This is a genomic window from Ideonella livida (assembly GCF_010499455.1).
In the GTDB taxonomy this organism is placed as follows: domain Bacteria; phylum Pseudomonadota; class Gammaproteobacteria; order Burkholderiales; family Burkholderiaceae_C; genus Ideonella; species Ideonella livida.
This window is the reverse complement of the sequence record NZ_JAAGOH010000032.1, coordinates 1-13527: the sequence shown is the minus strand read 5'-3', so window position 1 is coordinate 13527 and position 13527 is coordinate 1. Positions and strand designations below refer to the sequence as shown.

Below are 13527 nucleotides of genomic sequence, written 5' to 3'. Positions count from 1 at the left end.
TCAGCGCAGCCAGGCCAGGGGCGCCGTGACCAGCGCCGGGAACAACACGAACAGCGCCAGGATGGCGGTGTAGGTGAAAAGGAAGGGGTTCACGCCCTTGATGACCTGGTGCAGCGGCAGCCGGCCCACGCCGGCCACCACATTGAGCACGGTGCCCACGGGCGGCGTGATCAGGCCGATGGCGCCGTTGAGCACGAACATCAGGCCGAAGTACACCGGGTCGATGCCCGCCTTGACGGCGATGGGCAGCATCACCGGGGCAAAGATCAGGATGGTGGGCGTGAGGTCCAGCGCCGTGCCGATGAGCACCAGCACCACCATCATCACGGCCATCAGCAGGCGCGGGTGGTCCACCAGCGGGCCCAGCCAGCCGGTGAGCACGCCGGGCAGGTCGGCCAGGGTGATCATGTAGCTGGCCACCTGGGCGCCGGCGCACAGGAACATGACGATGGCGGTGGTCTTGCCGGCGCGGGCCAGGGCACCGCCCAGCTCGACCACCTTCATCTCGCGGTGCACGAACAGGGCGATGACCAGGGCATACACGGCGGCCACCACCGCGGCCTCGGTGGGGGTGAACACCCCGCTCTTCATGCCACCGATGATGATGAGCGGCATGAGCAGCGCCCAGAAGGCGCGGCCCGTGGCGCGCAGGCGCTCGGCCAGGGGCAGGGCAGGCCGGGCCGGCAGGTCCAGGTCGCGCAGCACCCAGCGCCAGGCCAGGATGAGGCCCGCGCCCATGATCAGCCCCGGCACGATGCCCGAGACGAACAGCGCCGAGATGGAGGTGTTGGTCGTCACCCCGTAGATCACGAAGGGCATGGACGGCGGGATGATGGGGGCGATGATGCCGCCCGAGGCCACCAGCCCGGCCGAGGTGGCCATGGGGTAGCCCTGCTGGCGCATCATGGGCAGCAGGATGGTGGCCAGGGCGGCGGTGTCGGCCAGGGCCGAGCCGCTCATGGCGGCCATCAGCACCGCGGCGCCAATGGCCACATAACCCAGGCCGCCGCGGATGTGGCCCACCCAGGCCTGGGCCATGTCGATGATGCGGCGGCTGATGCCCCCGCCATTCATCAGCTCGCCAGCCAGGATGAAAAAGGGCACGGCCAGCAGGGCGAACGAGTCCACCCCGCCCACCAGGTTCTGGGCCAGCAGCTGGGTGTCCCAGAACTCCAGCACCCAGGCCATGCCCGCGCCGGTGAGCACCAGCGCCAGGGCCATGTTCATGCCAATGCCCATCAGCAGCAGCATGCCGCCGCAGAAGACGATGAACGCTTGTCCTTCGGGACTCATCATGTGTTTCTCCAGTCTCGACAGGTCAGGCTCATTCCACGTCGGCGGCGTGGCCCAGGTGCAGCGGCACCCCGCGCAGCAGCTCCCAGGCGGCGCACAGGCCGATGGCCAGGCTGCACAGCAGGGCTGGCAGCGGCAGCAGGGCCACCGGGTAGCCCAGCACCACCGAGCGGCTGTCCAGCCCCACCACCACCTGCTGCCAGGCGCCCCAGGCCAGCAGCGCGCAGGCCAGCACGGTGAGCCCCCGGATCAGCAGGGTCATGACCCGCAGGGCCAGCGGCCTGCCCTGCAGCAGGCCCACCAGGCTGGTGAAGGCCATGTGCTCGCCCTGGGGATAGGCCGCGGCCGCGCCGATGAACACCAGCCAGACGAACAGCAGGCGCGACAGCTCCTCACTGGCCGGGATGCCACTGCCAAAGCCATAGCGCAGCACCACGTTGACGAACACCGACAGGCACATCACCGCCAAGCAAGCGCCCATGGCCCACAGCGCGGCGGTGTGCAGGCGGGCGCCCAGCCCGGCCGACGGGGCATGGGGGGCGTGCGACGGGGGAACGGGGGCGGCGCTCATGCGGGGTCTCCAGCGTTCAGCCAGGCCAGCACCTGCTGGCAAAGGGTGTCCAGGGGCAGGGCGGCGTCCAGCGTCAGCACGCCGGGCTCGCCCACGGGCGGCTCCAGCGTGGCGAACTGGTTGTCCACCAGGCCGGCGCCGGCAAAGAAGTGGCCCGCGCGGCTGGCCACGCGCCGGCCAGCCTCCTCGCGGCTGATCTGCAGAAAGGCAAAGCGCAAGCCCGGCGCGGCGGCGCGCAGGCGGTCGCGGTAGGCGCGCTTGAGGGCCGAGCAGGTCATCACCACGCCTTGGGAGCGGGCCTGCAGCAGGGCTTGGGCCAGGCTGTCGAGCCAGCCGGCGCGGTCGGCATCGGTCAGGGCGATGCCTTGGCGCATCTTGTCGAGGTTGGCGGGGCTGTGGTGGGCGTCAGCTTCGATCAGCGGCGCGCCACGCGCGGCCGCCACGGCGGCGGCCAGGCTGGATTTGCCGCAGCCCGAGACGCCCATCACCACCAGCGGTACCGTCCGGATTGCCTGGATTTGCATGGTCTAGTTCTGGATAGCGCTGTCCAAGCGCTGCAAAAAAATTCGGCAGGCGCGGGTGCAGGGGGTCTGCCGGGCATGCCGTTCAGAGAGAATCTCAACGACATCCGGGTAAACACGGACCATGACACGCCGGCCAAGCCGTCGGATAGCGCTATCCTAAGAACTCCCCGACCCGGCCCGCATCCGTGTTAACCCTGAGCCCTTCCTGCCGTGCCTGACGTGTCCGACTCCCGCTCCCGCCGCCGCGCCACCGGCCGCACCACCTTGGCCGATGTGGCCCAGGCCGCCGGGGTCAGCCCCATCACCGTCTCGCGGGCGCTGCGCGGCGAGCGCGCGGTGGACCCCGCCCTGGTGGCCCGGGTGCAAGAAGCCGCCCAGCGCCTGGGTTACGTGCCCGACCCGGCGGCGCGCGCGCTGGCCTCGCAGCGCGGCACGCATGTGGCGGTGCTCATCCCGCTGCTGTCCAACGCCCTGTTCGTGGACCTGATCGAGGCGGTGCAGCGCGCCCTGCGCCCGGCCGGCTACCAGACGCTGATCGGCATCACCCACTACGACGAGAGCGAGGAGGAGCAGCTGCTGCGCGAGCAGCTGCTGCACCGCCCGGCCGGGCTGATCGTCACCGGCTTTGAGCGCAGTGCCGCCGCCCGTGCGCTGATCGCAGGCTCGGGTGTGCCCTGCGTGCATGTGATGGAGACCTCCACGCAGCCCGGGCAGTACAGCGTGGGCTTCTCGCAGCAGGACGCCGGCCGCGCCTTGACCGAGCACCTGCTGGCCCAGGGGCGGCGGCGCATCGCCTTTGCCGGGGCCCAGCTGGACGCGCGGGTGATGCAGCGCCTGCAGGGCTGGCGCCAGGCGCTGCAGGCCGTCGGCGGCCACGACCCGCGGCTGGAGTTCCTGCATCCGGCGCCCTCCTCCATCGCCCTGGGCGGGCAGATGCTGGAGCAGATCCTGGCCTTCAGGCCGGCGGTGGACGCCATCTTCTTCTGCAACGACGACCTGGCCCAGGGGGCCTTGCTGGCCGCGCTGCGGCTGAAGGTGGCGGTGCCGCGCCGGCTGGCCATCGTCGGCTTCAACGACCTGACCGGCAGCGAGCACATGCTGCCGCCACTGACCACGGTGCGCACGCCCCGGGCGGCCATCGGCGAGGCGGCTGCCCGCATGCTGCTGGGCCTGATCCGCGGCGAGGCGCCGGCCACGCCGGGCGTGGACCTGGGCTACGAGCTGGTGGTACGCGGCAGCAGCTGACGGGGCGGGGGGCAGGCGCTCCCGGGCCAGGCAGGCGCGGGCGCGTCTCAGTCACGCACCATCAGGGCCGCCAGCTCGCGGTAGCGGCGCAGGTGGTCCTCGGTAGGCCCCAGGGCAGGCCCCAGCTGCAGCGGCAGCGCCCGGAACCACAGTGTCCAGCCCGCCAGCTGGGCATGGTCAGCCGGCCAGTCCAGCGCCATCTGCGCGCCCTGCAGGCGGCAGGACGCCAGCGGCACCAGGCCGTCGTTGGGCTGGTGGCGGAACACCGGCAGCCGGGCCATGGCCTTGAACAGGGTGTCCTCGTCCTGGGTGGCGGCGTCGCGCCCGGTCACGGTGATCCAGCGCACCCGCAGGTTGAGCGGGCTGGCCGCGGTGAGGGCGCTGGCGCCGGCGGTGCTCAGGTCCTGCAGCGCGCCGCCCAGCGGCAGCAGGGACATGGCCTGCAGCTGCGCCAGGGGCCCGGGCAGGTTCACGCCCTGGCCGGTGAGCAGGTCGGCCATCGGCGTGCCGCGAAACGGGGTACCCAGCGAGGCCACCCCCTGCACCCGGGCGGTGGCCTCCCGGTGGTGGTGCAGGGCGTGCAGCGCATCGAGCCCGCCCATGCTGTGGGCGATGAGGTGCAGGCGCTCGCCCGGGCAGGCCTGCCCGTCGGCCAGCAGCCGGGCCAGGGCTTCGGCACGCTGGGCCACCCGCGCCTGGGGCGGCAGCTGGGCCACCACCACGTGGTGGCCGGCGGCGCGCAGCGCCGCCTCCACGCCGCGGAAGTAGGCCAGGCGGTCGGGCAGGGCCAGGCCCCAGGGCGCGTCGCCGTAGCCCAGGTAGCCGTGCACCAGCACCAGGGTGTCGCGGGGGCTGGGGGTGGAAGGGGTCATGGCGTTCTCCCTGACAGACATCGTGGTGGACATCGTGGTGGATCTGCCGGCGGCCCGCCGGGCCGCCGCCCTGGCCGCCGGGCGGCACCCGCGACCTGTCTGACCCATGCTCCCGCGGGCCGGCCGCGGTGGCAAGCTGGTGTTGCCCCGCATTCAGCGGCCCGTCCGGCGGGCCGACGGTTTTCCGTGCACCCGGCGTCGGAGCGGGGGGAGGGAGACGGTTTTCCGTTCTGCCCGGGCGGTCGCGGCGGGGTTTGCCCGGGGCGGAATGCCGCCGGCCATGGGTGGCATGGCTTGTGCATCAGCGGTGGGGTGAAGCGCTTTTCCGCCCCCTTGGCCCCTGCGGCCGGCCGCCGTGCGCGGGCCGGGGCCCGTGGTCGCCCGGGTGTGCGCGCGCTGGCCAGCCTGCTGGCGGGCCTGGTCCTGGTGGCGCTGGCGCCGCGGGCGGGGGCGCAGGACGGCGACACCCTGCAGCGCATCGCCGAGACCGGCACCATCCGCCTGGGCCACCGGGAGTCCTCGGTGCCTTTCTCCTATTACGACCAGCGCCACCAGGTGGTGGGCTACTCGCAGGAGCTGATGCTGCGGGTGCTGGACACCATCAAGGCCGAGCTCAAGCTGCCGGCGCTGACGCTGCAGCTGGTGCCGGTGACCTCCCAGAACCGCATGGCCCTGGTGCAGAACGGCACCGTGGACCTGGAGTGCGGCAGCACCACCCACAACCGCGAACGCGAGCGGCAGGTGGCCTTCTCGGTCTCGATCTTCGTGGTGGAGCTGCGCATGATGGTGCGCCGCGGCAGCCCGGTGAAGGACCTGGCCGACCTCAAGGGCCGGCGCGTGGTGGTGACCGCGGGCACCACCTCCGAGCGGGCGCTGCTGCTGCACCGCGAACGCTCGGCACAGGACTTCACCATCGTGCTGGCGCGCGACCACGACACCGCCTTCAAGGTGCTGGAGAGCCGGCAGGCCGAGGTCTTCCTGCTGGACGATGCGCTGCTGCACGGCATCCGCGCCAAGTCCGCCCGCCCCGAGGACTGGCAGGTGGTGGGACAACCGATGGCAACCGAGGCCTACGCGTGCATGATGCGGCGCGGAGATGCCGCCTTCAAGCGCGTGGTGGATCGGGGCCTGAGCCAGCTGATGCAGTCTGGCGAGGCACTCCGGCTCTACCGGCGCTGGTTCCAGCGTCCCATACCGCCCCGCAACCTCAACCTTGACATGCCCCCTTCCGAACGGCTGCTGCAGCTCTACCGCCAGCCCGAGGACCGGCCCCTCAACTGAGCCCCTCACGTTTCCCCCCTAGCCCCCTCAGGAGACCGTTGATGAAGATCCAGAACACCGTCCTCGCCGTGGCCGCCGTGGCCGCCACCCTGACCGCCGGCGCCGCGCAGGCCGACACGCTCAAGAAGATCAAGGATTCGGCCAGCATCACCCTGGGGGTGCGCGAGTCCTCCGGCGCCCTGTCCTACACCCTGGGCGACGGCAAGTACGCCGGCTTCCACACCGAGCTGGGCGAGCTGGTCATCGCCGACCTGAAGAAGTCCCTGGGCCTGGGCAAGCTGGAGGTGAAGTACCAGCCGGTGACCTCGCAGAACCGCATCCCGCTGGTGGAAAACGGCACCGTGGACCTGGAGTGCGGCTCCACCACCAACAACGCCGCCCGCCAGAAGCAGGTCACCTTCGCCGTGACCACCTACGTGGAGGAGGTGCGCATCGCGGTCAAGGCCGCCTCGGGCATCACCAGCATCAGCCAGCTCAACGGCAAGAACGTGGCCACCACCACCGGCACCACCAGCGTGCAGCTGCTGCGCAAGCATGAGCGGGCCGCGGGGGTGGACTTCAAGGAAGTCTTCGGCAAGGACCACGCCGACAGCTTCCTGCTGCTGGAGAGCGGCCGCGCCGACGCCTTCGTGATGGACGGCCAGATCCTGGCCGGCGCCATCGCCAAGAGCAAGAGCCCGGCCGACTACAAGATCGTGGGCGAGGTGCTCAACGTCGAACCCATCGCCTGCATGATGCGCAAGGACGATCCGGCCTTCAAGAAGGCCGTGGACGACAGCATCATCGCCATGATGAAGTCGGGCGCCATCGCCAAGCTCTACGACAAGTGGTTCATGCAGCCGATCCCGCCGACCGGCGCCAAGGTGGGCCTGCCCGCCAGCGACGCCACCAAGGCCGCCTGGGCCAAGCCCAACGACCTGCCGGCCGAGTCCTACAACAAGTGATGACGGCGCCGGTGCCCCCCCTTGCGGGCGGCGCCGGCCTCTGCCGCCGATGCCGCCCGCAAGGTCGCGCCGGCGGCCCTGCATGCGACGGGCCGGGTGGCCCGGCCACCCCTTCCCTTCCTCTTTCTCTAGGACCTGCCCATGGCCACCTGGGACTGGCAGGTGTTCTGCAAGAACACCATCGACGGCGAAGTCGTCGAGCGCTGCTTCGGCAGCGGCGGCGACATCACCTACCTCGACTGGATGCTCTCGGCCTGGGGCTGGACCGCCTCGGTCTCGGCCCTGGCACTGGCCGTGGCCCTGCTGACGGGCATCGTCATGGGCATCCTGCGCACCGCACCCAGCCGCGGCCTGGTGTTCATCGGCGAGGCCTGGACCGAGCTGTTCCGCAACATCCCGGTGCTGGTGCAGGTCTTCCTCTGGTACTTCGTGGTGCCCGAGCTGATCCCGGCGCTCAAGTCCCTGCCCAGCTTCATCCTGGTGGTGCTGGGCCTGGGCTTCTTCACCTCGGCGCGCGTCTCCGAGCAGGTCAAGGCCGGCATCCAGAGCCTGCCCAAGGGCCAGCGTTACGCCGGCCTGGCGCTGGGCCTGACCCTGCCGCAGACCTACCGCCACGTCATCCTGCCCATGGCACTGCGCATCGTCGTGCCCCCGCTCACCAGCGAGAGCATGGGCATCGTCAAGAACTCCTCGGTGGCCTTTGCGGTCTCGGTGGCCGAGCTGACCATGTTCGCCCGCCAGGCGCAGGAGGAGACCTCGCGCGGCATCGAGATCTACCTGGCCGTCACCGCCCTTTACTTCATCACCTCCATCCTGGTGTACCAGCTGGCGCACTGGATCGAGCGCCGCGTGCGCATCCCCGGCACCGTGGGCGGAGGCCATTGAGATGAACCTCGACTTCAGCTTCCTCACCGGCGAGGTCCTCGCCAGCTACGTCACCAAGGGCCTGCTGTTCTCGCTGCAGCTCACGCTGGTGGCCATGGTCGGCGGCATCGTGCTGGGCACCCTGCTGGCGCTCATGCGCCTGTCGGGCAAGCCCTGGCTGGAAAAGCCCGCGGCCTTCTACGTCAACACCATGCGCAGCATCCCGCTGGTCATGGTGATCCTGTGGTTCTTCCTGCTGATCCCGCTGCTGACCGGCCGCCCGCTGGGCGCGGAGGTCTCGGCGCTGATCACTTTCACACTGTTTGAGGCCGCCTACTACGCCGAGATCATGCGCGCCGGCATCCAAAGCGTGCCCAAGGGCCAGACCTACGCCGGCTACGCCATGGGGATGAGCTACCGCCAGACCATGCAGCTGGTGGTGCTGCCGCAGGCCTTCCGCAACATGATCCCGGTGCTGCTCACCCAGACCATCATCCTGTTCCAAGACACCTCGCTGGTCTACGCCATCGGCGCCTATGACCTGCTCAAGGGCTTTGAGCTGGCGGGCAAGAACTTCAACCGTCCGGTCGAGACCTACCTGGTCGCCACCGTGGTGTACTTCGTCATCTGCTTCTCGCTGTCGATGCTGGTGCGCCGCCTGCAGAAGCGCATCGCCATCATCCGCTGACCCCCCACGCGCGTGGCCGCGGCACAGACCGCCGCCGCGCCGGCCAGGAGAACCCCCATGATCGACATCCAGAACGTTTCCAAGTGGTACGGCAGCTTCCAGGTGCTGACCGACTGCACCACCTCCATCCAGAAGGGCGAGGTGGTGGTGGTGTGCGGGCCTTCGGGCTCGGGCAAGTCCACCCTCATCAAGACCGTCAACGCGCTGGAGCCCTTCCAGAAGGGCGACATCGTGGTCGATGGCGTGTCCATCGCCGACCCCAAGACCAACCTGCCCAAGCTGCGCAGCCGTGTGGGCATGGTGTTCCAGCACTTCGAGCTGTTCCCGCACCTGTCGGTGACCGACAACCTCACCCTGGCGCAGATCAAGGTGCTGGGCCGCAGCAAGGACGAGGCCATCACCCGCGGCCTGAAGATGCTCGACCGCGTGGGGCTGATGGCACACAAGGACAAGTTTCCCGGCCAGCTCTCCGGCGGCCAGCAGCAGCGCGTGGCCATCGCCCGCGCCCTGTCCATGGACCCCATCGTCATGCTGTTCGACGAACCCACCTCCGCCCTGGACCCCGAGATGGTGGGCGAGGTGCTGGACGTGATGGTGCAGCTGGCCGGCGAGGGCATGACCATGATGTGCGTCACCCACGAGATGGGCTTTGCCAAGAAGGTCTCCAACCGCGTGATCTTCATGGACAAGGGCCAGATCATCGAGGACTGCAAGAAGGAGGACTTCTTCGGCAAGCCCGAGGAGCGCTCCCCGCGGGCCAAGGACTTCCTGTCCAAGATCCTCAACCACTGACCGGCTGAGCGCTCCCCCTCCAGCGCGGGGGGCCGCCCCCCCCCGGGCCGGCCCTCTGCCCCCCCGCACGGCATGAGCCAGGTTCCCGCCGCCCCCGCCCCCGCGCCCACCGCCGCCCCTGCGGACGACGCGCCCAGCCTCAGCTTCCGGCCCCTGGGTTGGCGCCCGGTGCTGCGCCTGCTGCCCTGGCTGCTGGGCGTGGCGCTGGCCGGCTGGGCCGGCTACCAGCTCAGCCTGGAGCGTGGCACCCAGCGCCTGCGCGACGAATCGGTGCACCGCCTGGACCTGTTCGCCTCGGCGGTGGACGGGGTGATCAAGCGCCTGGAGCCGCTGCCGGCCACGGTGGGCCTGCACCCTCAGGTGCCCGCCTTGCTGGCCCAGGGCCCGGGCCGCGGCCCCTCGCCGGCGCTGACCGAGTCGGTCAACGAGCATCTGCGCAAGCTCAACGCCCACCTGGGCAGCCTGGCGCTGTACGTGCTGGACGAGCGCGGCATCGTGCGTGCCACCAGCAACAGCGCCGCCCCCGGCACGCCGCCCGGCCCGCCCCGCGCCCCCGACGACAGCCGGCTGGGCGAGGACCTGTCCTTCCGCCCCTACTACCTGGACGCCCTGGCCGGCCGGGTGGGCCGGCACTTTGCCATCGGCCTGGGCGGCGAGCCCGGCTACTTTGTGTCCCACCCCATCCGCGTCGGGGCCCGCGTGGTGGGGGTGGCGGCCATCAAGATCAGCCTGGACCCGGTGGAGCCCACCTGGGACCTGCTGGGCGCGCCCGGCCTGCTGGCCGACGCCAACGAGGTGGTCATCCTCAGCTCGCAGCCCGAGTGGCGCTACACCGCCCTGACCGAGCTGGCGCCCGAAACGCGGGTGGAGCAGCAGCTCACCCGCCTGTACGGCGGCCAGCGCATCGGCCGCTTCCCGCTGGACGTGCGGCTGCAGGTCGAAGGCGATGGCCAGGTGCTCAAGGGCATGCTGCCCGGTGGCCTGGTGGCCCAGCCCCGCGCCGGCGCCGCCGGCCAATACGGCATGCTGGCCCTGGGCCGCAACCTGGACGGCATGGACTGGCGGCTCATGCTCTTTGCCGACCTGGTGCCCGTGCGCCACCAGGCCCTGCTGACCGGCATGCTCACCGCCGTGGCCGCTGCCTTCTTCGCCCTGCTGGCCCTGCTGATGCGTCAGCGACAACGCATCCTCAAGCAGAAACTGGAGGCCAAGCGCTGGCTGGAGACCGCCAACGCCGAGTTGGAACACAAGGTGGCCCGCCGCACCCGCGCCCTGACCGAGACCAATGTGCGCCTGCGCCGCGAGGTGGCCGAACGCGTGCAGGCCGAGGCCACCCTGCGCGCCGCCCAGGACGAGCTGGTGCACGCCGCCAAGATGGCCCTGCTGGGCCGCCTGGCCACCGGCATCACCCACGAGCTCAACCAGCCCCTGGGCGCCATCCGCACCCTCTCGGGCAATGCGCAGGAGTTTCTGCGGCGCGGCCAATCCGGCGCGGCCGAGAGCAACCTGGGCCTGATCGCCCGGCTGGCCGACCAGATGGGCGACCTGATCCAGCCGCTCAAGGCCTTTGCCCGCAAGGCCGAGGTGCGGCCCCAGCCCACCGACGTGGCCCAGGCCCTGGCCAACGCCCTGTTCCTGGTGGGCCAGCGCCTGCGCGCCGAGAAGGTGCAGGTGCATGACCAGGTGCCCCGCGCCAGCCTGTACGCCTGGTGCGACCCCAACCGCCTGGAGCAGGTGCTGGCCAACCTGCTGGGCAACGCCCTGGACGCCATGGCCCGCACGCCCGAACGCCAGCTGCGCCTGAGCGCCGGCGTGCACACCCTGCCCGAGGAGGGCGACCCCGTGGCCCAGGCCCTGGCACGGGCCGAGGCCCACTTCGACGGCCTGACCGACCCGCACACCCAGGCCCCGGCCCCGCGCCGGGAGGTGTGGGTGGAGGTCCGCGACAATGGCAGTGGCTTCACCCCCGAGCAGGCCGAACGCCTCTTCGAGCCCTTTTTCACCACCAAGTCCGAGGCGGGCGGCCTGGGCCTGGGCCTGGCGATCTGCCGTGACATCGTCGAGAGCTTCGGCGGCCACCTGCGCGCCCAGGCCCTGCCCGAGGGCGGGGCCGCCTTCACCGTCTTCCTGCCCGCCAGCGCCCCGGACGCCACCGATCCCCCGCCGCGGCTGCGCCTGGGCGGCCGCATGCCCGCCGCTGCAGCCGCACCGCAGCCCGATCCCCAGACCGCCACCACCTCGCCACCATGACCCCCGACCTCACCGTCCTGCTTGTCGAAGACGACTTCCATGTCCAGCTCGGCTGTGTCCAGGCCCTGCAGCTGGCCGGCCTGGGCGTGGAGGCGGTGGACAGCGCCGAGGCCGCCCTGCCCCGGCTGCAGGCCGGCTTCCCCGGCGTGGTCGTGACCGACATGCGCCTGCCCGGCGCCGACGGCCTGAGCGTGGTGCGCCACTGCCACGGCCTGGACCGTGACCTGCCGGTCATCATGATCACCGGCCACGGCGACGTGAGCCTGGCGGTGGAGGCCATGCGCAGCGGCGCCTACGACTTCATCCCCAAACCCTTCTCCCCCGAGGTGCTGGTCGAGGTGGTCAAGCGGGCCCTGGAAAAGCGCCGCCTGACGCTGGAAGTGGCCCAGCTGCGCCGCGCCCTGGCCGCCCGCGCCGACCTCAGCGGCCAGCTGGTGGGCCGCTCTCCGCAGATGCAGCGCGTGCGCCAGCTCATCAGCGAGGTGGCCGACTCCCCGGTGGACGTGCTCATCCGCGGCGAGACCGGCACCGGCAAGGAAGTGGTGGCCCGTGCCCTGCACGACCACTCCCGCCGCAAGACCGCCCCCTTCGTGGCGCTGAACTGCGGCGGCGTGCCCGACAGCCTGCTCGACAGCGAGCTCTTCGGCCATGAAGCCGGCGCCTTCACCGGCGCGCAAAAGCGCCGCGTGGGCAAGATCGAGTACGCCCACCAGGGCACCCTCTTCCTCGACGAGTTGGAAAGCATGCCCATGGGCATGCAGATCAAGCTGCTGCGCGTGCTGCAGGACCGGGTGGTCGAGCGCCTGGGCGCCAACCAGGGCCAGCAGGTGGATGTGCGCGTGGTGGCCGCCACCAAGGACGACCTGCTGCAGCGCTCGCGCGAAGGCACCTTCCGCGCCGACCTGTACTACCGGCTCAACGTGATGACCATCGACCTGCCGCCGCTGCGCGAGCGCCGCGAGGACATCCCACTGCTGCTGGAGCACTTCACCCTGCTGGCGGCCAGCCGCTTCCAGCGCCCGCAGCCGGCCATCAGCACCGAGCAGCTGCACCGCCTGATGGCCCACAGCTGGCCTGGCAACGTGCGCGAGCTGCGCAACGTGGCCGACTGCCTGGTGCTGGGCGTGCGCCAGGACATCCTGGGCGAGCTGCCCCCGCCCAGCGCCGACGGCGAGCCCGAGGGCGGCCTGTCGCTGTCGGAGACCGTCGACAACTTCGAGCGCAGCCTGATCGCCGAGGAAATGAAGCGCCAGGGCGGCAACATCGCCCGCACCGCCAAGGCCCTGCGCATCCCCAAGACCACCCTGGCCGACAAGATCCGCAAGCACGGCCTGGGCGCCCAGGCCGCCGACGGCGCCTGAGCCCGCCGCGGCGACTTGCGCCAACGCAGGCCACCAAGCCCGGCGCGAGGTCCAGGACACGGCCCGCGGGCCTACACTGTGCAGGACCGTGTTCTTCTCCGCCCCGCCCTTGCCCATGCGCACCGCCGTCCTGCTCCCCGCCCTCGTCATGCTGGCCTGCCTGGCCGCCTGCCAACCGGCGGTGCAGCAGGCCCAGCAGCGGGTGGACTTCGCCCTGGACGCCCAGGGCCGCTGCCAGGTGGGCGACCAGCCGGTGGACTGCGCCCAGGCCGGCACCACCGCCCGCAGCCGCTACCCCACCCAGACCCTCAACGCCGTGCTGCGCCTGGACCCGAAGGCGCCGGACACCGCCCGCGCGGCCCTGCTGCACAGCCTGGAGGCCGCGCGCATCGACCGCCTGCAGTTTGGCGAGCCCGGCGACCGGCCCACCGAGCGCCGTATCGAGTTCTGAACCCCGGGCCATGACCTCCTCCCGCTGGCGCGCCGCTCTGCTGCTGCTGCTCATGCTGGCCCTGCCCTGGCAGGCCTGGAGCAGCGGCTGGCGCCAGGCCGTCTGGCACCAGGGTGCGCTGAACCCGGCGGCCCTGGAGAGGGGCCCACACGAGCCGCTGCAAGCGAGCCCGCATGACGGCCCCCACGACGCCCACCGCACGGCGCCGCCGCCCTGCCATGCCGCCACCGCCGGGTCGGCCGACGTCCCGGCCGCCAGCCCTGCCGATGCCCCCCAGGACGCCGCCCACCACGGCGGCGCCTGCCAGCAGTGCACCGCCTGCCAAGTCGGCCTGGCCTTGCCGGCCCTGAGCCTGCCCCTGCCGGGCGCCGGCGCCCAGCACCCCCCGGCC

14 protein-coding genes are annotated in these 13527 nt (G+C 71.4%); 10 read left to right on the top strand and 4 right to left on the bottom strand.

Translation table 11 applies throughout. The features are described from left to right. The 3 genes from G3A44_RS19055 to G3A44_RS19045 are packed head-to-tail and all read right to left on the bottom strand — an operon-like array spanning position 1 to position 2388. Complete coding sequence (locus tag G3A44_RS19055; protein WP_163459367.1) at positions 1-1293, bottom strand: TRAP transporter large permease; 1293 nt, start codon at positions 1291-1293, stop codon at positions 1-3. A gap of 31 nt (positions 1294-1324) precedes the next feature. Next, entirely contained in the window at positions 1325-1864 is a 540-nt protein-coding gene (locus G3A44_RS19050; protein ID WP_375138681.1) for a TRAP transporter small permease, read from the bottom strand. After that, on the bottom strand, positions 1861-2388 hold the full coding sequence (locus G3A44_RS19045) for a gluconokinase (RefSeq protein ID WP_239061972.1): 528 nt from the start codon (positions 2386-2388) through the stop codon (positions 1861-1863). Before G3A44_RS19045 ends, G3A44_RS19050 begins: the two co-directional genes overlap by 4 nt. A 219-nt stretch (positions 2389-2607) precedes the next feature. Between G3A44_RS19045 and gntR the strand changes: the two genes are divergently transcribed. Then, positions 2608-3633: an HTH-type transcriptional regulator GntR gene (gntR, locus tag G3A44_RS19040; protein WP_163459340.1), complete on the top strand. Its 1026-nt coding sequence runs from the start codon at positions 2608-2610 to the stop codon at positions 3631-3633. 47 nt (positions 3634-3680) lie between these two features. Here gntR and G3A44_RS23750 read toward each other — a convergent pair whose 3' ends face one another. Further along, the gene (locus tag G3A44_RS23750) at positions 3681-4505 is read right to left on the bottom strand and encodes an esterase/lipase family protein (protein ID WP_163459339.1); all 825 of its coding nucleotides are present in this window, start codon (positions 4503-4505) and stop codon (positions 3681-3683) included. Positions 4506-4892: 387 nt separating this feature from the next. Here G3A44_RS23750 and G3A44_RS23745 point away from each other — a divergent pair, with 387 nt between their 5' ends. From G3A44_RS23745 to G3A44_RS18990, 9 genes are all read left to right on the top strand, one after another. Beyond that, positions 4893-5786 (top strand): transporter substrate-binding domain-containing protein, encoded by an 894-nt coding sequence (locus G3A44_RS23745; protein WP_375138682.1) that lies wholly within the window; start codon positions 4893-4895, stop codon positions 5784-5786. 41 nt (positions 5787-5827) lie between these two features. Next, positions 5828-6730, top strand: coding sequence for an amino acid ABC transporter substrate-binding protein (locus G3A44_RS19025; RefSeq protein WP_203561475.1), 903 nt, complete (start codon positions 5828-5830; stop codon positions 6728-6730). Between the two features lie 141 nt (positions 6731-6871). Then, on the top strand, positions 6872-7615 hold the full coding sequence (locus G3A44_RS19020; protein ID WP_163459338.1) for an amino acid ABC transporter permease: 744 nt from the start codon (positions 6872-6874) through the stop codon (positions 7613-7615). A 1-nt stretch (position 7616) separates the two neighbouring features. Continuing rightward, entirely contained in the window at positions 7617-8282 is a 666-nt protein-coding gene (locus tag G3A44_RS19015) for an amino acid ABC transporter permease (protein ID WP_163459337.1), read from the top strand. A 57-nt stretch (positions 8283-8339) separates the two neighbouring features. Further along, positions 8340-9074 carry an amino acid ABC transporter ATP-binding protein gene (locus G3A44_RS19010; RefSeq protein WP_163459336.1) on the top strand — a complete coding sequence of 245 codons (735 nt, stop codon included), beginning with the start codon at positions 8340-8342 and terminating at the stop codon, positions 9072-9074. Between the two features lie 72 nt (positions 9075-9146). Next, complete coding sequence (locus G3A44_RS19005) at positions 9147-11324, top strand: sensor histidine kinase (RefSeq protein ID WP_163459335.1); 2178 nt, start codon at positions 9147-9149, stop codon at positions 11322-11324. Then, entirely contained in the window at positions 11321-12685 is a 1365-nt protein-coding gene (locus G3A44_RS19000; RefSeq protein WP_163459334.1) for a sigma-54-dependent transcriptional regulator, read from the top strand. Before G3A44_RS19005 ends, G3A44_RS19000 begins: the two co-directional genes overlap by 4 nt. An 88-nt stretch (positions 12686-12773) precedes the next feature. Then, positions 12774-13136 carry a hypothetical protein gene (locus tag G3A44_RS18995; RefSeq protein ID WP_163459333.1) on the top strand — a complete coding sequence of 121 codons (363 nt, stop codon included), beginning with the start codon at positions 12774-12776 and terminating at the stop codon, positions 13134-13136. 10 nt (positions 13137-13146) lie between these two features. Further along, positions 13147-13527, top strand: a 381-nt coding sequence (locus G3A44_RS18990) for a hypothetical protein (RefSeq protein WP_163459332.1), incomplete at its 3' end; no start/stop codon positions are given.